Here is a 17,356-nt window from a genome sequence, read left to right as displayed (position 1 = left end):
CGACATGGCAACGCTCGTTCTCGGCGCGGCCGGCGCCGCCATTGGAGGTTCGATCGGCGGCGCGATCCTCGGCGTCAGCGCCGCCACCATCGGCGGCTTCATCGGCTCCACCATCGGCTCGGTCGTCGACAGCTGGATCATCTCGTCGTTGGCGCCCACCCAGCGCATCGAGGGCGCGCGGCTCGACAGTCTCCGGATCACGTCCTCAACCGAGGGCGCGGTCATCCCGAGGCTCTATGGCCGGATGCGGATGGGCGGCAACATCATCTGGGCGACGGATTTCCGCGAGGAGACGAAGACCACCACGCAGGGCGGCGGCAAGGGCGGCGGGGGTGGCAAGGTCAAGACCACCGAGTATTTGTACTATGCCAGCTTCGCGGTGGCCTTGTGCGAGGGCCCGATCACCGGCGTCGGCCGCATCTGGGCCGACGGCAAGCCGATGGACCTCTCCGGCGTCACCTGGCGCTGGTATCCGGGCGACGAGGCGCAAACGGCGGACCCATTCATTGCGGCGAAGATCGGTGCCGCCAGCACGCCCGCCTATCGCGGTACGGCCTATGTGGTCTTCGAGGAACTGGCGCTCTCGACCTACGGCAACCGCCTGCCGCAGCTGTCCTTCGAGGTGTTCCGGCCGCTCGCCGATCCCGACACCGCCGAGGGACTGACCCGTACCGTTACCATGATCCCGGCCTCGGGCGAATTCACCTACGCGACGCAGGCGATCCGAAAGACCGATGGCGGCGCGACGGTGCCCGAGAACCTGAATGCGCTGGCCGACTCCACCGACATGGTGGAGGCGCTGGACCGGCTGCAGGCGATGGCGCCTGCGGTCGAGAGCGTCAGCCTCGTGGTGGCGTGGTTCGGCGACGACCTGCGCGCAGGCTCCTGCAAGGTGCGGCCGGGCGTCGAGGTCTCGGCCAAATCCACCACGCCCGCCAGCTGGTCGGTGAACGGCGTCAGCCGCGCCAATGCCTTCCTCGTCAGCCGCGACGAGCAGGACCGCCCTGTCTATGGCGGCACGCCGTCCGACTTCGCCGTGGTACAGGCGATCCAGGAGATGAAGGCGCGCGGGCTGCGCGTCACCTTCTACCCGTTCATCCTGATGGATGTGCCGCCCGACAACACGCTGCCGAACCCGTATTCCGACAACGCCGCCGAGACGGGGCAGCCTGTATTCCCGTGGCGCGGTCGGATCACCTGTTCTCCGGCGGCTGGCTACGCCGGCAGCGCCGACAAGACCGCCACAGCCGCAAGCCAGGTAGCGGCGCTGTTCGGCGCGGCGACGCCCGCGAGCTTCAGCGTCTCGGGTCAATCGGTTTCCTGGGCCGGGCTATCGGGCGACTGGGGCCTGCGGCGCATGGTGCTGCACTACGCTCATCTCTGCGCGGCGGCAGGCGGTGTCGATGCCTTCCTGATCGGCACCGAGATGCCGGGGCTGACGACGATCCGCTCGGGCGCCAGCACCTATCCGGCCGTGCAGGCCTATCGGGACCTCCTCGCGGATGTGCGCTCGATCCTCGGTGCCAGCACGAAGATCGGATACGCGGCGGACTGGAGCGAGTATTTCGGGCACCAGCCGAGTGACGGCTCAAGCGACGTGTTCTTTCATCTCGATCCGCTATGGGCCGATCCGGACACCGACTTCATCGGCATCGACAACTACATGCCGCTGTCGGACTGGCGCGACGGGTTCGAGCATGCCGACGCGGCCGAGGGCTGGCCCGCGATCTACGACCGGGCCTACTTGCAGGGGAACATCGCGGGCGGCGAAGGCTTCGACTGGTTCTATGCCTCTGCCGCCGACCGATCGGCGCAGGTGCGGACCCCGATCACCGACGGCTCGGCCAGCAAGCCGTGGGTGTTCCGCTACAAGGATCTGCGCGCCTGGTGGTCGAACCCGCACTATGATCGCCCGGGCGGGGTGGAGAGCGCGACGCCGACCGCGTGGGTGCCGCAGTCGAAGCCGATCTGGTTCACCGAGCTCGGCTGTCCGGCCATCGACCGGGGCACGAACCAGCCGAACGTCTTCTTCGACCCGAAGTCGTCGGAGAGCTTCACGCCGCATTTCTCGCGGGGCTGGCGCGATGACGCGATCCAGCGGGCTTATCTCGAGGCGACCTATCTCTGGTGGGGCGAGGCCGCGAACAACCCGCTGTCCTCGGTCTACGGCGGCCGGATGGTGCACGTCCCCGAATGCGCCGCCTGGACCTGGGACGCGCGGCCCTATCCCTTCTTCCCGGCGCTGACCGACGTCTGGACGGACGGCGCGAACTGGCGGCTCGGCCACTGGCTGACCGGGCGGCTCGGCGCGGTGTCGCTGGCGGCGCTCGTGAGGCACCTCTGCCTGCGCGCCGGGCTGCCCGAGACCCGGATCGACGTCTCCGGTCTCTGGGGTGCGGTCGAGGGCTACGCCATCACCGCGCTCGAAAGCCCGCGCGCCTCGATCACCACGCTGTCGCGGCATTTCGGCTTCGACGCGGTGGAGACCGAGGGCGTGATCCGCTTCGTCATGCGCGGCCGGGCCTCCGTCGCCACTCTCGCGCCCGACGATCTGGTGGCAGCCCGCGAGGGCGACGTGCTGGAACTGACACGCGGCCAGGAGACGGAACTGCCGCAGGCGCTGAAGTGGCAGATCGCGCGGGCTGACGAGGATTACGACGCGGCCCTCGTCGAGGCGCGGCGTATCACCGTCGACACGACCCGCATCGCCTCGGAGTCCTTCCCGATGGCGGTGCCGCCCGAGGAGGCAGAGCGGCGCTGCCGCCGTGCGCTGATGGAGGCGTGGGTGGGGCGCGAGACGGCGGCGTTCCGTCTTCCACCCTCTCGCCTGGCGCTGGATCCGGCCGACCCAATCCGGCTGGAGCATGACGGGCGGCTGGTCGATCTGCGGTTCGTCTCCATCGCCGACGCGGAGGCGCGCGGCATCGAGGCGGTCCGCCAGGACCGCGCGACCTACGACCTGCCCCCCGGCGATCCCCGCGCGGCGTCGCTGACGCGGGCCGTGGTGTTCGGCGCGCCGGATGCGGTGCTGATGGACCTGCCGCAGCTGACCGAGGATCAGCCCGCGCATCGGCCGTTTGTCGCGGCGCACGCCGTTCCCTGGCCCGGCGAGATGGCGGTGTTCCGCAGCCCCTCCACGGATGGCTTTGAGCTGCTGAACACGTTCGGCAGCCGCGCACGGATCGGCACACTGGTCTCGGACTTCTTTGCGGGACCGACGTCGCGCTTCGACCTCGGCAACGCGCTGGTGGTCGATCTGCTCACCGGCACGCTGGAGAGCGTCACGGACCTGACCCTGTTCGGCGGGGCCAACGCGCTGGCCATCGAGAGCGCGCCCGGCGTGTGGGAGATCGTTCAGGCGGGCGCGGCGGAACTGCTGGCGCCCGGCCGGTATCGCCTGACCCGGCTCCTGCGCGGCCAGCGCGGCACCGAAGGTGCGATGGGCAACCCGGCGCCTGCTGGTGCCCGCGTCGTGGTGCTCGACGACAGCCTCGCATCGCTGCCGATTGCCGAGGCCGACCTCGGCATCCCGTGGAACTGGCGTATCGGCCCGGCGAGCCGCCCGGTTAGCGACGAGACCTATGTCGCACAGGCCTTCACGCCTGCGGGCATCGGGCTCCGTCCGTTCTCCGTGGCCCATGTGGAGCAGCCGTGGCGCAAGCCGCGCAGTCCCGGCGATCTGACCATCCGCTGGACGCGCCGGTCGCGCGCACTCGCGGCCGACAGCTGGGGCGGGCTCGAGGTGCCGCTGGCCGAGGAACTCGAAGCCTACGAGGTGGAGATCCTCGACGGCGCAACCGTGAAGCGGGTGCTGAGCGCGACGACGACCAGCGCGGTCTACACGGCCGCCCAGCAGACCGCCGATTGGGGCGGTCCGCTCGACCCCGGCGACACGCTCGACATCCGTATCTATCAGCTCTCCGCCCTCGTCGGGCGGGGCGCGCCCAAGACCGTCACGCTCACGTTCTGAAGGCCTTTCCCATGTCCGACGCCACGACCCATCTCCTGCTGCCCTACGTCCTCGCGGCGCAGGCCCAGAAGCATGTCACCCACAACGAGGCGCTGCGGATCCTCGACGGGCTCGTCCAGCTCTCCGTCCTCGACCGGGATCTAACGGCGCCGCCCGGTTCTCCCGCCGATGGCGACCGCTTCATCGTCGGCTCGGGTGCGACGGGCGACTGGGCGGGCTGGGACCTGAACGTCGCGCTCTGGACCGACGGCACCTGGCTGCGCCTGCCGCCACGCACCGGATGGCGGGCGTGGGTCGAGGATGAGGGCCTGCTGGTCGTCTTCGATGGCGCGGGCTGGATCGGCACGACGCCTGCGGCGCTGCAGAACCTCACGCTGCTAGGCCTCGGCACCACGGCCGACGCGTCGAACCCGTTCTCGGCCAAGCTCAACGCGGCGCTCTGGACCGCGAAGACCGTGGCCGAGGGCGGCACCGGCGATCTGTTCTACACCATGAACAAGGAGGCTGCGGGCGACGATCTCGGACTGACCCTGCAGACCGGCTTCGTGACGAAGGCGCTTGTGGGGCTCTTCGGCTCGGACCGCTTCCGTCTCGCGGTCTCCGCCGACGGCAGCACCTTCTTCGACGGGCTGAGCGTCGACAACGCCACCGGCATCGTGGACCAGCCCCGGCTGCCCCGGTTCAAGGCTTACACGAACTACGACAACTACGTCGGCATCGGGACCTGGACGAAGATCGGCCTCAACAACACCGACTACAACGATCAGAGTGCCTTCGACGCCGCGAACAACCACTTCGTGGCCCTGGTCGACGGCACCTACCTCTTCGGCGCGACGCTGCTCTACAAGATCAACGCCAGCACCACCGCCCGCATGAGCGGACGCCTCGTCCTGAACGGCTCGACCGAAATCCGCGGCTCCTTCGGGGAGATCTCCGCCACCCACGTCTCGCTCGCCACCACGATCTGGCTGCAGACCATGGTCCCGCTGACGGCAGGCGATACCGTCGAACTGCAGGGGTATTTCCGGGTCGCGGACGGCTACTTCGCCGCCGATCACACGTCCTTCTGGGGCTGCAAGATCGGCTGAGCGGTGGAAGGAGGATCCCGATGACACCACCCCGATCCGACGGCTTCGTCCGCATGCCCGACGCCGAATTCGAGGCGATCCTGACCCGGGCCGCAGAGGAAGGCGCGAAGCGCGCGCTCGCCGATGTCGGTCTCGACGGCGACGAGGCCGCGCTCGACATCCGCGATCTCCGCTCGCTCGTCGACTGCATCCGCCTGGTGCGCCGCACCGCCATGCAGACGGCCGTCCGCATGATCACAACCGGCGTCATGCTGGCGCTGCTCGCGAGCATCGCCATCAAGCTCAAGATCTTCGGCGGCAGCCCGTAGCCGCGCCCCATCCCCATTCATCAGTTCGCAATCACCCGCCCTCGAGGCGGGTTTTTTTCGTTTCGGAGAACCCCATGACCACGACCTTCTACGACCACTGGCGCGACGTCCCCGTGAGCAGCTGGCGCTGGCCCAACTTCTCGCCAGCCGAGATCGCCTGCCGGGGCACTGGCAAGCTGCTGATCAACGAGCCCGCGCTCGACAAGCTGCAGGCGCTGCGCGACCGGCTGGGCAAGCCGCTGATCGTGCGTTCCGCCTATCGCAGCCCCGAGCACAACCGCGCCGTCGGCGGCGCCACGCGGTCGAAGCATCTCGACGGCGCCGCCTTCGATATCGCCATGGCGAACCACGACCCGGTGGCCTTCGAGGCGGCGGCGCGGGAGGTCGGATTCCTCGGCTTCGGCTTCTATCCGCGCTCGGGGTTCATCCATGTCGACGTCGGGCCCGCGCGCCAGTGGGGCGAGCGGTTCCCGGTCCGGGCGACGGCATTTGCAGCCGAGACGCCGCCCGCGCGCGAGGTGCTGGCTGACAGCCGCACCATGAAGGGCGGCGGCGCAGCCGGTGTGGCGACGCTGGGTGCCGCCGGGGTCGAGGTGGCTCAGAGCGTCCTGGCGGAGACCCAGTCCGCGATCCTGCCGCTCGTGCCGTATCTCGACACACTGCGCTGGGTGTTCATCGCGGTGGCGCTCGCCGGCATCGCGGTCACGATCTACGCTCGGCTCGACGATTGGAAGAAGGGGCGGCGATGATCACCGCGCTCCTGACCGGGTTCGCCGCCCGCCCGTGCATGCGGGTAGCTCTGCGCTACGGCGCCATCGCGTTCGCCGTGCTCCTGTTCCTGCTTTCGCTTCGGCGCTCCGGGGGGCGAGCGGGACGCCTCGCCGAACGCCTTGAAACCATGGAGAAGGCCAATGACGTCCAACGTCGGATGCTGGAAGCGGCGGCTCGCCGTCCTCGCGATCACCACGAGCTTGCTGAACGGATGCGGGACGTTTCGTTCTGAGCATGGCAGGCTCGCGACTTGCCCGCCCGTGGTCGAGTATGGCCGGGAGTTCCAGGCGCGGGCAGCCGACGAGCTCAATCTGCTGCCGGAGGGATCGGCAATCGTTGAAATGCTCGCCGACTACAGCGTCATGCGGGATCAGGCTCGGGCGTGCTCTTAGTAAACTGAGCAATATAGTTATCTTTATGTTTGCCCTACTAAACCTTTAGCCCCGCCCACCTGACCATAAGCGTCCCGGCCAGCATGCTCACGCCAATCGCGAGGAGTAAAGGACCAGCGAATTCCTCTGCAACAATGCCCGATGTCGAGGAAACCGACAGCAGCATGAGACTAAACTCGCCCCCATGAGCAAGAATGATTCCAGTTCGCCATGAAATCTGAAGCGACTCGCCGAATAGTCGGGCGACGACCATAACAATCAGCGTCTTGCCCACGAGAAGAATGACAAGCCAGATCAGCACGACAGGCCATGCAGAAGGAATGATCCAAAGTGGCAATTGCGTTCCGATGCCGACAAAGAAAATCCCGACAAACAAATCGCGGAAGGGCCGGATCTCGTTCTCGACGGCATGGCGCGCGTCACCCTCGCCGATAATCATGCCGGCCGCGAATGCGGCGAGTGCCGGAGAAAGACCGGCGGAGGTCGCGACGATCGCAGACCCGAGCGCAATAGTGAGCGCGAGGAGTTGGGCGAGTTCCGGATCGCCACGCGATGCGACCCAACGGGCAAGCACCTGCAGGGGGCCACGGGCAATGAACAGAACTGCAACCAATGCCGTAGAACTGGCGATGACCGTTATCACGCCATGTCCCTCGGCGGCTCCGCTCATCGAATCGTGCAGAAGCAGGAATGCGACAGCTGCCAAGTCTTGAAACAGAAGCACTGCAATGGCCAGACGCCCTTGGGCCGATCCCAGAGCGTTCGCGCTTGCGAGCACCTTGAGGCACATGGCCGTCGATGACATGGCAACGGCCCCGCCGATGAGGATTGCGGGGACGGGCGCGAGATCGAAGATCAGACTCGTTATCAACGATACCGTTATCGTCGTGACTGCAACCTGCGCGGCTCCAAGACCGAAGACATGCTTCCTGAGCGTTACGAGCTTCTCGAACGAGAATTCCAGGCCAAGCGCGAACAGCAGGAGTACCACTCCGATCTCGCCAATGCTGCTCAGGGCAGCGCTCTCAGCAATCAGGCCGAGGCCGGCAGGTCCGATGACTATGCCGGCAAGAATGTAACCGACGATACTGGGCACGCCGATCCGTGAACATATCGTCACGAGCACGAACGCGGCAAAGACCAACAAGGCCGCACTTTCAAAAAATCCGGTCACGCCATGCATGTTCTTCTCCTTCTTCTCCTGATGGCATGGCGCAGGTAAGGCCAATACCTGTAAACTCTAGACGTGCGACCGCGCCCACTGCGCTATCTGCGCGGCAGGCATTGCTCCGCTCGTTCTCGCAATTTCCTTCCCGCTACTGAACAGGATCATGGTGGGAATGCCGCGGATCCCGTAGCGGCCGGCAATCTGCTGTTCGGCCTCGGTGTCGAGCTTGCCCAGGCGGACATGGGGTTCGAGCGAGCGCGCCGCCGCCTCGAACTGGGGCGCCATCATCTTGCATGGCCCGCACCACTCGGCCCAGAAATCGACGAGCAAGGGCAGTTCGGCATTCGCATGACGGTCAAAATTAGCCGCTGTAAGCGTGACGGGCCTGCCTTGAAAGAGAGGCGCGCCGCAGCGTCCGCAATTGGGATTGTCGGTCAGGCGCACTTGCGGCACTCTGTTGGTGGAATTGCACTGCGGGCAAGCGACCGTGGGCATCCTGTATCCTTTCGTTGACGAGCCGGTCTTGGCGGCCGGCTGATGCAAGCGTTCAGCGCGTGGATATGGCGCGGCGGGCCTCTCGTTGCCGCGGTGCGGGTAGGTAGCAACCGATCACGCCCGCGATGGCCCCCGATGCGCCAAGCGCGGGAACGACTGAGTGGGGGTTCGCCAGCGCGTGAGCCAGTCCGGCCGCCACACCACAGAACAGATAGAACAGTGTGAATCTACCCGGTCCGAGCCGATCTTCGACGGCGGGGCCGAAGATCCAGAGCGTCCACATGTTCAAGATGAGATGCAGCCAGCCCCCCGTGCAGGAAGATGTTTGTCAGGAACGGCGTCCAATCGGACGGGGCGATGAGACGGAGCTGACCGAAGACGCGCGACGGCACCAGCGCGAAGTCGAACAGGAACCGGTTGAGCGCACGCGGCGGCAGGCCGCTCTGGTAGAGGAAAGCGAGAAGGCTGATCCCGACGACTGACCAGACGGCCACGGGGGGGGTATCTGCGAGCAACGGAATCGGCCCATGGAAACATCTCATTTCCCCGAGCGCATGCAGCTGGCCGTCATCACGTCGTCTTTCTTGCAATTGTCACACCCGTCCACGCCGGAGGATCAGAGGCGGGGAAGGATTCGAGCGAGGCTTCGAGGACCGGATCGAAACTCTCCCTGTCGCTGGTAGACGGGTCGGCCGTGCTCTCATGCTGGACGCCTCTTGAGAGGCGGCGATCGGGGCGGAACGCGACCCGGAAGGCTCCCGGGGCATCGACGCCCCTGTGCAGCCGGTGGCGCGTCTCACCCGCCCAAGGGTTCGCCATCCGGGCTCCCCCAGCGTCCTCGCGCACGACATAATGCCAGTCCTGCCTCTCTGCGAAGTCCACGGCGCTGTCGCGATCCGGAAACTTCAGCCGGATCGGACGATAGGGATCGCCGCTGGACGTGTATCCCATCAGCGGCTCGATCTGCGGCGGCCGGGACGGCTCGAACTCGAGGACCCAGTAGTTGGGCCGAGGCGCCGATGTCATCGCGGAACGGGCAGGACGGTAGATGATTGCCGTCGGCACGTCCCAGGATGGCAGATCGGTTCCGGGAATTTTCGGCGGGAATGGTGGGCGATTATGGCCGCGCATATCAGTTCTCCCGGGAGTCGGTGGATACGAGAAGGTGACGTTCGAGATCGCCGAGTTTTTCCATTCGCCTCGAATTCAGGCGAACGGCGCGTTCGGTGTTCTGCGAAGGAAAGGCAGCAGCGTGCAGGACGTCCGACCGCATCGCTATCGTGAGATCGGCGACGGCATTCATCACGCCCTCTCCGTCCCCGTCCGAGAGCGTGCCGTCAGCAAAACCGGACTGCAAGCTCTCCAGTACCTGCTCGAAGCTGGACACGACCCCTGCACTCGCGACCACAGCCAGCTTGTGGCTGAGAACACGCAGGTCATCGATCAGCTTCGCATCGTGCCTTGCGGTTTCCACGATCTCTGCGACCTTCTCGATACAGGCCATGTAAATGTCGCATTGCTGCTGGAGGATGATGACCCTTCCTTCCTTGCGAAGCTCGAGATCGGTCTGGCGATTGAGAAGCGCCGCGGTCAGAATGATCGTCACGACAGCGCCGAGGAAGATGAGAGTCATCTCCTGCGCGAAAGGCAGTATGTCTTCGGCAAGATACATCGAACGAAAAACGAAAACGATGCCGATGCCCAAGGCAGCGGCCGCAGCAGCAAATGCCAAGTCAGGCAGGCGGTTCGACATCAGCACCTCGCATTTTCGGTGTCAGATGGCTTGCACGGCTTTGCATCGGCGTCCGGCGCCACTGCGTCCCGGTGCCGCAGGAAGATTGGCGTCGGACCGCTGCCGAACGGATTGAAGCCGGTGCTCAGGCAACGGTCGAAGATCGTTTCGTCCCATCGGGTGAAATCGTGCTCCTCGCCGGCAAGTCGCCAGTCATCCACCACAGGGCACCTCACGCCTTTGCCGTTGGGGGAGCGTTATCGAAAGCCGCACCGTCCGAACGATCCGCCTTGCGAAGCCGTAGCCCGAGGAGGATCATCATCACCCCGAAGACCGCGGCGTAGAAGCCGATCAGCCAGCCGAGCGCGAGGAAGCTTTCGACCGGGCGCGTCAGCAGCATCCAGGTCACGACGACACCGAGAACGACCGAGAGAAGGCCGCTCAGGATCAGCCAGATTTCGCCGTTGATTTCCTTTCGCAGGCGGATCGCTGCCGCGATCTCGAGGGCACCCGAGAACACGGACCAGAATGCGATGCTGGCCCAGAGGAATGTCGCAAGCACAAGCGTCGCGACAAAAGGCGAGACAACCACGACGACGCCCGTGGCGATGCCCAGAATGCCGCTGAACATCAGCCAGCCCCAGCGTTCGCCCTTGCGGATGTTACGTATCGCGGCGACGAGGCCGAACACGCCGTCGGCAAAGGCGAACGCGCCGAAGACCAGCGTGAGCGCCAGAAGCGCTTCCGCGGGCATGACGAAGGCTAGCACTGCGATGATCAATGCGAGCACGCCGCGTAACACGAATGCCCACCAATTCCGGGACAGGCTGCACAGCATGTCCTGCATCTTGTCGGTCGGGTTTTCAGAGGCTGTGGTCATTGGTCGATCTCCTATTCAGTTCCATGTCAGGTGTCGGAGCCGGCCTCCTCGCCGGTTAGGGCGGCGGCCAAGCGGCGGCGATCCTCGATCGGCTGAGGCAGACGCTGCGTGTGAGCGATTTCCCGTTCGATGGGCGCGCGGCCTGATGGATCTCTGACCGACCCGGCTTCGGCAAGCCTCGCGCGTAGTGTCGCGCCCGCATTTTCTGCGATCTCGGCGACCTCTGTCTCGGTCAGGCCGAAAAGGTCTGCCGTCTCCGCGATCGTGGCGTCTTCCAGGTACATCCGATACAGGACGCGGCGCTCGACCGGAGCAAGATCTGCGATAGCCCGGTGCAGTGCCATGGCGATCTTATGACGATCCACTTCGGTCTCGGGGTCTGTGCCGCCGTCGTCGGCGATGAGGTCCTCCAGCATCAGCACTTCGTCGGGCTGGTAGAACTCGATCATCGCCTGATCGGCCTCGGTCGGATCCTCCGCCGGGGCCTCGGGTTCCGCCTCGATGGAGGCGGCATCCTCAGGCACGGCGCGGCGGGCGGCGCGGGATTCTTCCTCGATGGTCTCAAAAGCCAGCCGTTTCAGCCAGTCGCCGACGGAAAACTCCGAAGGCCGATCCTCGAAGCGGGCCAGCCCCTTGAGGATCGTCGCATCGACGATATCGCCAACGCTCAGGTAACCAGCCGGCACAGATCCACTGCATTCGAGATAGGTCAACTCACGCCTGACGGTGTCGTAGACCGTATCGAGATGATCCTCGATCAGGTCGAAGAAGAGCTGACGCCGTTCCGCTTCCGCCGCATCCCGCGCGGGCGCCAGCGGGGCGCCGATCCGGCGCCGGCGGGCGGGACGCTTGTACTCAGGCTCGTGCTTGAGGCGCGCCACATGCCGATCGACCCGGTGGCGCAGATCGGCAAAGGCCTTGCGCAGGGCAGGCTCGATCTCGAACCCCTCTTCCTGCGCCGCGATCATTCCCGAGGGCAGTTGCAGGCGCAGGCTGACCTGGATGCGCGTCTTGCCCTTCGTCTGCGAGGCGACGACCTCGAGCCGGACGAGTTCCTCGCGGAAGCGTCCAAGATGCGGTTCAAGTTGCCGCACCTCTTCCTCGATGACCTCAGGCGCGCGCTGTTGGCCGTGCCGGTCGAGATTGCGAAACGCTCTTATGACTTCCATGCCGCGGATCCTTCCTGCAACCCTCCGACGAAATGGGCCGGCGCGACCGTCATCGCGCCGGGCCAGTCCTTCGCAAAGTCACCCGGCGGATTTGTCGTCCTTGGACTGCACCTCATCCTTGGCCTCGGCCGGGACGTCGGGCGTCGGAGCGTGCGCCTTTTCTTGGGCAACTTTGCCGGACTCGTCGATCCCGGCCTTGGCCTGATCGTCCGGGCTGTCGTCACCGGTGTCCTTTGCGATCTTTTCGAACACGACCTTCTGCTCGTCCGCCGACCAGGCGACGCGGACCTTGTCACCATCCTCGATCCGCCCGGAGAGCATCTCGCGAGCCAACTCGGTCTCCAGCTCCGACCGGATCAGCCGGCGCAGCTCGCGGGCGCCGAATTCGGGGCGGAAGCCGACCGCGCCGAAGTGATCCACGACGCTCACGTCGAACTCGAGCTCGACGCCCTGGCCGAGGGCGGTCCGTTTCACCCGGTTCAGCTGCAACCCCACGATCTGGCGGATTTCCGACTGGTTCAGCGAGTGGAAGACGATGATCTCGTCGATCCGGTTGATGAACTCTGGCCGGAAATGACCGCGCAACACCTCCATCAGTTCGGATTTCTGCTTGGCCTCGTCGAACTCACTGCTGCCGCGTTTCGTGAGGTTGCGCTGGATGATGTCCGAACCGAGGTTCGAGGTGGCGATGATGATGGTGTTAGTGAAGTCCACCACGCGGCCCTTGCCATCTGTCAGGCGGCCATCGTCGAACACCTGAAGCAGGATGTTGTAGACATCGGGATGCGCCTTTTCGATCTCGTCGAGGAGCACGACCGAGTAGGGCCGACGGCGCACCTTCTCCGTCAGCTGCCCGCCTTCGTCGTATCCGACGTAGCCCGGAGGTGCGCCAACCAACCGGGCAACCGAGTGGCGCTCGCCATACTCCGACATGTCGATACGGATCAGCGCATCCTGGTCGCCAAAGATCACCTCCGCGAGCGTCTTGGCCAGTTCCGTCTTGCCAACCCCGGTTGGCCCGAGAAACAGGAAGGTCGCAGTCGGACCGGAACCATCGCGCAGACCCGCACGCGCCAGCCGCACCGCATCGGCCACGGCGCGGATCGCTTCTTCCTGGCCGATGACGCGCTCGTGCAGCTTCTCCTCGAGCTTGAGGAGCTTGTCCTTCTCCTCGGTGGTCAGGTCCGTGACCGGAACGCCGGTGATCTTGGAGACGATCTGCGCGACGTGATCGGCGCGCACCTCGGCGGTCGCCGAAGCCTGATCGCGCTTCCAGATCTCCAGAAGCTCGTCCAGCTCCTTCTGCTTCTGCTCCAGCTCCTTCTTCAGTTCTGCTGCTCGGTCGAATTGCTTGCGGGCTGCGGCATAGTCCTGTTCGCGCTTGATCTGCGCGACCTCGGCTTCGAGTTCCTGCACGTCCACGGGCCGCGCAGTGGCCGAGATCTTCACCCGCGCCGCGGCCTGGTCGATCAGGTCGATCGCCTTGTCGGGCATGAAGCGACCGGTGATATAGCGATCCGAAAGCTCCGCGGCGGCGATGATCGCCTCATCGGTGATCGTCACCTTGTGGTGGCTTTCGAGCGTGTCGCGCAGCCCGCGCAGAATCATGATCGTCTGTGCGACCGTGGGCTCGTCCACATAAACCGGCTGGAACCGTCGCTCGAGCGCCGCGTCCTTCTCGATGTATTTCTGGTACTCGTTGAGCGTCGTCGCGCCGATCAGGTTCAGCTCGCCCCGCGCCAGCGCCGGCTTGAAGGTGTTGGCGATGTCGAGACCACCTTCGCCACCGCCCTGGCCGGCGCCGACGATGGTGTGCATCTCGTCGATGAACAGGATCAGGCTGTCCTTCTCCTCGGTGATCTCCTTGAGGATCTTCTGGACTCGCTCCTCGAACTCGCCGCGATACTTCGACCCGGCCACCATCGAGTTGATGTTGAGCTCGACCAGCCGCTTGTCGCGCAGCGCCTCGGGCACTTCGCCCGCGACGATCCGTTGTGCAAGTCCCTCGACGATGGCGGTCTTGCCCACGCCGGGCTCGCCGATCAGCACCGGGTTGTTCTTTTTCCGGCGGGCCAGCACTTCGATCGTCGTCTCGATCTCGCGGGCGCGGCCGATGACGGGATCGAGCTTGCCATCGCGGGCAAGCTTCGTCAGGTCACGGCTGAACTGGTCGAGATCGGGGGTGTTCGACGGAGTCTCGACGCGGCCTTCCTCGGCTCCCTTGCCGACCACCTTCGTCACCTGCTGACGCAGCGCCTGCGGCGTCAACCCCAGCTTGCGCAGCATCGCCGCGGCCAGGCCTTCACCTTCCTCGGCAAGTCCGATCAGAAGGTGCTCGGGACCGACATAGGAATGGCCGAGTTCGTTCGAGGCGATGAAGGCCCGGTTCAGCGCGTCCTTCAGGCGAGGGCTTACGCCGATTTCGCCTTCCGTCTTGGCGTCTCCACGCTTCGCTTCCTTCTCGATCTGGCGGCGCAGATCGTCCACATCGACCTTGAACTGTTCCAGGATCGTCTTGACGACGTCAGACGAGGTCAATGCCAGAAGCAGATGTTCGGTATCGACCTCGCTGCGCCCGAATTCCCCGGCCTTCTGTGCTGCATCCTGCAGCAGCTTGTTGCCCTGTTCGCTCAGCCGGTCGGCGATGGTGCGTCCGCCGCCGCGCCGCGATCCACGCCGCGGCGCGCGCTCGCCGACAGTGGCGTCGACGACAGCGTCATCGCCATCACCCATAGAGCCGAGCGTGCCGCCTCGCAGCGGACTGTCACCAAAGAGGCTGCCGAAACCGCTCTCGCCGAAGAATTCGTCAAGAAGGGAACGCCGTCCGAACAGGGACTCAAGCGGCGAGGCGCTGCGCCCCGACCGGCGCGCCATTTCGCTGTAGTGCTGATCGCACAGCTCCATGTTCTGAACCCTGCCGTTCACCGAGGCGCGCACGCGCGCCGTCGCCGGGCGACCGCAAATATCGCAAGCTCCGTTTGCCATTCGTCTTCTCCGTTTTCATTATCCAGTCAGGGTTGTTCGCCGATCATCTGCGCCAGTGACAGTGTCACGCAGCGACCGCTTCCGTTCTTTTCAACTTGGCCCCAATTGCCACAAGATCGGGCTCGTCCAGTGTCTCTCTTTGCAGGAGATCCTGCGCCGATTGCTCGAGAAGATCCAGATTGGTTTCAAGAAGGGTGAGGGTGCGCTTGAACACGCCATCCACGATGTCGCGCACCTTCGCGTCCATCCGCTCGGCAGTGGCGTCGCTGTAACGGCGGTTCAGCCAGGACGACTGGTCGCCGGTGCCGAGAAAGCCGGGCCGATCGCTGTCGTAGCTGACATGCCCGAGTTCTTCGTCCATCCCGTACCGCGCGACCATGGCGCGGGCGATGTCGGTCGCCTTGACCAGATCGTCCGCCGCCCCGGTCGAGACATGATCGTAGATGATCTTCTCTGCTGCGCGCCCGCCAAGCAGGACTGCGATCTTGTTTTCGAGTTCCTCCCGCGTCATCAGGAAGCGGTCCTCGGTCGGGCGCTGGATGGTGTAGCCGAGCGCGCCAATCCCGCGCGGTATGATCGAGACCTTGTGCACCGGGTCCACCCCCGGCAGAGCCATCGCCACCAGCGCGTGCCCCATCTCGTGGTGCGCCACGATCTCGCGTTCGCGCGGATTGAGCACGCGGTTCTTCTTTTCCAACCCGGCGATGATGCGTTCCAACGCATTGTTGAAGTCGTCCATCGTCACCGCATCAGCCTTGCGGCGCGTGGCGAGCAATGCTGCCTCGTTGACGAGATTGGCAAGATCCGCGCCGGAAAAGCCGGGAGTAAGAGCTGCGACCTTCTCGGCATCGACGTCTGGGGCGAGCGTCACTTTCTTCATGTGCACGTTCAAGATCTGCACACGCCCCGTCTTGTCGGGCCGGTCCACCAGCACCTGACGGTCGAAGCGTCCCGCACGCAGCAGCGCGGGGTCGAGAATCTCGGGTCGGTTGGTGGCGGCCAGGAGCACGATGCCCACTGCAGGGTCGAAGCCGTCGAGCTCGGTCAGAAGCTGGTTCAGCGTCTGCTCACGCTCATCATGGCCACCGGCAATCTGGCCGGAGGAGCGCGCCCTCCCAAGAGCGTCGAGTTCGTCGATGAAGATGATTGCCGGGGCCGATTTCCGGGCCTGCTCGAACAGGTCGCGCACCCGTGCGGCACCGACGCCCACGAACATCTCGACGAACTCTGATCCCGAGATCGAAAAGAAGGTCACGCCGGCCTCGCCTGCCACCGCGCGCGCCAGAAGCGTCTTGCCGGTTCCCGGCGGCCCGACGAGCAATATGCCTTTGGGGATATGTGCGCCCAGCTTTCCGTATTCGGCGGGGTTCCTGAGGAACTCCACGACCTCCTCGAGCTCGGCCTTGGCCTCGTCCACACCGGCCACGTCGGCGAAGCTGACGCCGGTTTCCTTTTCCATGTAAACTTTGGCCTTGCTGCGGCCGACCTGCATGAAGCCGCCAAAACCCTGCTTGTCGGCGAACTTGCGGAACAGCAGCATCCAGATTCCGAAGAAGACAAGCGCTGGCGCCACCCAGGAAATCAGCGTGCCGAGAAAAGTGTTTTGCGGAACGCCAGTGATCTCGATACCTGACCGGTCTATCCGCTCCAGGATTGCGGGATTCACTACGGTCGTCACAAACTGCTTCTTGCCGTCGACCGGTTCGGCGAAGGTGCCTGTGATAGTGTCTGCCCCGACCGCGACAGAGGAAATTTTCCCGTCAGCGAGATACTTCTCGAACTGGCTGTAGCTGATCGGCGCGACGGATTGCCAGCCGGCGATCAGGTTCTGGATGAAAAGCACGGCTATGAAAGCCACCACCCAGTACCAGATGTTGTATTCGGTCTTCCTTTCCATACCTATTCGCCCCCCTCTAGCGTAAAAGCCGCGACTTGATCCGCTCGAGCAGCGCCAGCAGAATGCGCCTTTCGTCCGCCGACAGATCCTGCAGGATTTCATCTTCGAGCGCCGACTGCCGCGGCGCGAGTTCCTCCAGCATCGCCCTGGCCTTAGGTGTTGCCGTGACGATCTGCGACCGCCGGTCGTCGGGCGAGGGCCACCGCTCGACCCAACCGCCCTGTACCATGCGATCGACGAGCTGGCCCGCAGTGGCCCGGCCTACCTCCAGCCGCCCGGCCAGATCGCCGATGGTCAGCCCGAGCGAATCCTCGACATGTGTCGCCGCCATCCAGGACAGGCGGGTCAGGCCGCTGTCGCCGATCTCGTTGTCGATCCGCTGCTGGATGAGCTGCGCGACCCGGTGGATCGTCGTCCCGATCAGGGCAAGATCAGAAGAGATCATGGGTATCCTTCCTCCACTGCATGAGAAACAGGATAGACTGCTCTCCATCCAATGCG

Annotated in this window: 17 protein-coding genes; 6 read left to right on the top strand and 11 right to left on the bottom strand. The window is 65.1% G+C overall.

The window, feature by feature from the left end:
• The first annotated feature begins 4 nt into the window (after window positions 1-4).
• The 5 genes from IT40_RS04330 to IT40_RS04310 all read left to right on the top strand — a co-directional run bounded on the left by IT40_RS04330 (window position 5) and on the right by IT40_RS04310 (window position 6,369).
• Window positions 5-3,970 carry a baseplate multidomain protein megatron gene (locus IT40_RS04330; protein ID WP_036751136.1) on the top strand — a complete coding sequence of 1,322 codons (3,966 nt, stop codon included), beginning with the start codon at window positions 5-7 and terminating at the stop codon, window positions 3,968-3,970.
• 11 nt (window positions 3,971-3,981) lie between these two features.
• On the top strand, window positions 3,982-5,058 hold the full coding sequence (locus IT40_RS04325; protein ID WP_036751133.1) for a DUF2793 domain-containing protein: 1,077 nt from the start codon (window positions 3,982-3,984) through the stop codon (window positions 5,056-5,058).
• 20 nt (window positions 5,059-5,078) lie between these two features.
• Entirely contained in the window at window positions 5,079-5,366 is a 288-nt protein-coding gene (locus tag IT40_RS04320; protein ID WP_036751131.1) for a DUF6127 family protein, read from the top strand.
• A gap of 74 nt (window positions 5,367-5,440) precedes the next feature.
• The gene (locus IT40_RS04315; protein WP_036751128.1) at window positions 5,441-6,115 is read left to right on the top strand and encodes a YcbK family protein; all 675 of its coding nucleotides are present in this window, start codon (window positions 5,441-5,443) and stop codon (window positions 6,113-6,115) included.
• Window positions 6,112-6,369 (top strand): hypothetical protein, encoded by a 258-nt coding sequence (locus tag IT40_RS04310; protein WP_036751125.1) that lies wholly within the window; start codon window positions 6,112-6,114, stop codon window positions 6,367-6,369. The genes IT40_RS04315 and IT40_RS04310 overlap by 4 nt, the downstream gene beginning before the upstream one ends.
• A gap of 197 nt (window positions 6,370-6,566) precedes the next feature.
• Here IT40_RS04310 and IT40_RS04300 read toward each other — a convergent pair whose 3' ends face one another.
• Genes IT40_RS04300 through IT40_RS29915 form a run of 3 tightly spaced genes read right to left on the bottom strand, consistent with a single transcriptional unit; the run spans window position 6,567 to window position 8,475 of the window.
• The gene (locus IT40_RS04300; protein ID WP_036751120.1) at window positions 6,567-7,712 is read right to left on the bottom strand and encodes a cation:proton antiporter domain-containing protein; all 1,146 of its coding nucleotides are present in this window, start codon (window positions 7,710-7,712) and stop codon (window positions 6,567-6,569) included.
• A gap of 57 nt (window positions 7,713-7,769) precedes the next feature.
• Window positions 7,770-8,192 carry a thioredoxin TrxC gene (trxC, locus tag IT40_RS04295; protein ID WP_036751117.1) on the bottom strand — a complete coding sequence of 141 codons (423 nt, stop codon included), beginning with the start codon at window positions 8,190-8,192 and terminating at the stop codon, window positions 7,770-7,772.
• 52 nt (window positions 8,193-8,244) lie between these two features.
• On the bottom strand, window positions 8,245-8,475 hold the full coding sequence (locus tag IT40_RS29915) for a rhomboid family intramembrane serine protease (protein WP_243700135.1): 231 nt from the start codon (window positions 8,473-8,475) through the stop codon (window positions 8,245-8,247).
• Here IT40_RS29915 and IT40_RS29910 point away from each other — a divergent pair.
• Entirely contained in the window at window positions 8,474-8,674 is a 201-nt protein-coding gene (locus IT40_RS29910; protein ID WP_243700129.1) for a hypothetical protein, read from the top strand. The two genes, IT40_RS29915 and IT40_RS29910, sit on opposite strands and share 2 nt — an antisense overlap.
• 88 nt (window positions 8,675-8,762) lie before the next feature.
• On the opposite strand, the gene IT40_RS04285 is transcribed toward IT40_RS29910, so the two are convergent.
• The 8 genes from IT40_RS04285 to IT40_RS04255 all read right to left on the bottom strand — a co-directional run bounded on the left by IT40_RS04285 (window position 8,763) and on the right by IT40_RS04255 (window position 17,300).
• Window positions 8,763-9,323 carry an NADH dehydrogenase ubiquinone Fe-S protein 4 gene (locus tag IT40_RS04285; RefSeq protein WP_036751115.1) on the bottom strand — a complete coding sequence of 187 codons (561 nt, stop codon included), beginning with the start codon at window positions 9,321-9,323 and terminating at the stop codon, window positions 8,763-8,765.
• Window position 9,324: 1 nt separating this feature from the next.
• The gene (locus IT40_RS04280) at window positions 9,325-9,945 is read right to left on the bottom strand and encodes a hypothetical protein (protein WP_036751112.1); all 621 of its coding nucleotides are present in this window, start codon (window positions 9,943-9,945) and stop codon (window positions 9,325-9,327) included.
• Complete coding sequence (locus IT40_RS27320) at window positions 9,945-10,145, bottom strand: hypothetical protein (RefSeq protein WP_208021286.1); 201 nt, start codon at window positions 10,143-10,145, stop codon at window positions 9,945-9,947. The genes IT40_RS04280 and IT40_RS27320 overlap by 1 nt, the downstream gene beginning before the upstream one ends.
• 11 nt (window positions 10,146-10,156) lie before the next feature.
• Window positions 10,157-10,804 (bottom strand): HdeD family acid-resistance protein, encoded by a 648-nt coding sequence (locus tag IT40_RS04275; RefSeq protein WP_036751109.1) that lies wholly within the window; start codon window positions 10,802-10,804, stop codon window positions 10,157-10,159.
• Window positions 10,805-10,830: 26 nt separating this feature from the next.
• Complete coding sequence (locus IT40_RS04270; RefSeq protein WP_036751107.1) at window positions 10,831-11,973, bottom strand: sigma-70 family RNA polymerase sigma factor; 1,143 nt, start codon at window positions 11,971-11,973, stop codon at window positions 10,831-10,833.
• Window positions 11,974-12,051: 78 nt separating this feature from the next.
• Window positions 12,052-14,958, bottom strand: coding sequence for an ATP-dependent Clp protease ATP-binding subunit (locus IT40_RS04265; protein ID WP_036751105.1), 2,907 nt, complete (start codon window positions 14,956-14,958; stop codon window positions 12,052-12,054).
• Between the two features lie 64 nt (window positions 14,959-15,022).
• Window positions 15,023-16,855 (bottom strand): ATP-dependent zinc metalloprotease FtsH, encoded by a 1,833-nt coding sequence (gene ftsH, locus IT40_RS04260; RefSeq protein WP_036751103.1) that lies wholly within the window; start codon window positions 16,853-16,855, stop codon window positions 15,023-15,025.
• A gap of 16 nt (window positions 16,856-16,871) precedes the next feature.
• Entirely contained in the window at window positions 16,872-17,300 is a 429-nt protein-coding gene (locus tag IT40_RS04255; protein WP_036751102.1) for a MarR family winged helix-turn-helix transcriptional regulator, read from the bottom strand.
• Between the last annotated feature and the right edge of the window lie 56 nt (window positions 17,301-17,356).

Origin of the sequence: Paracoccus versutus (assembly GCF_000763885.1) — a bacterium.
GTDB classification, from domain to species: Bacteria; Pseudomonadota; Alphaproteobacteria; order Rhodobacterales; family Rhodobacteraceae; genus Paracoccus; species Paracoccus versutus.
Note: the sequence above shows the minus strand (reverse complement) of the source record. Positions and strands in the feature narration are given on the sequence as shown.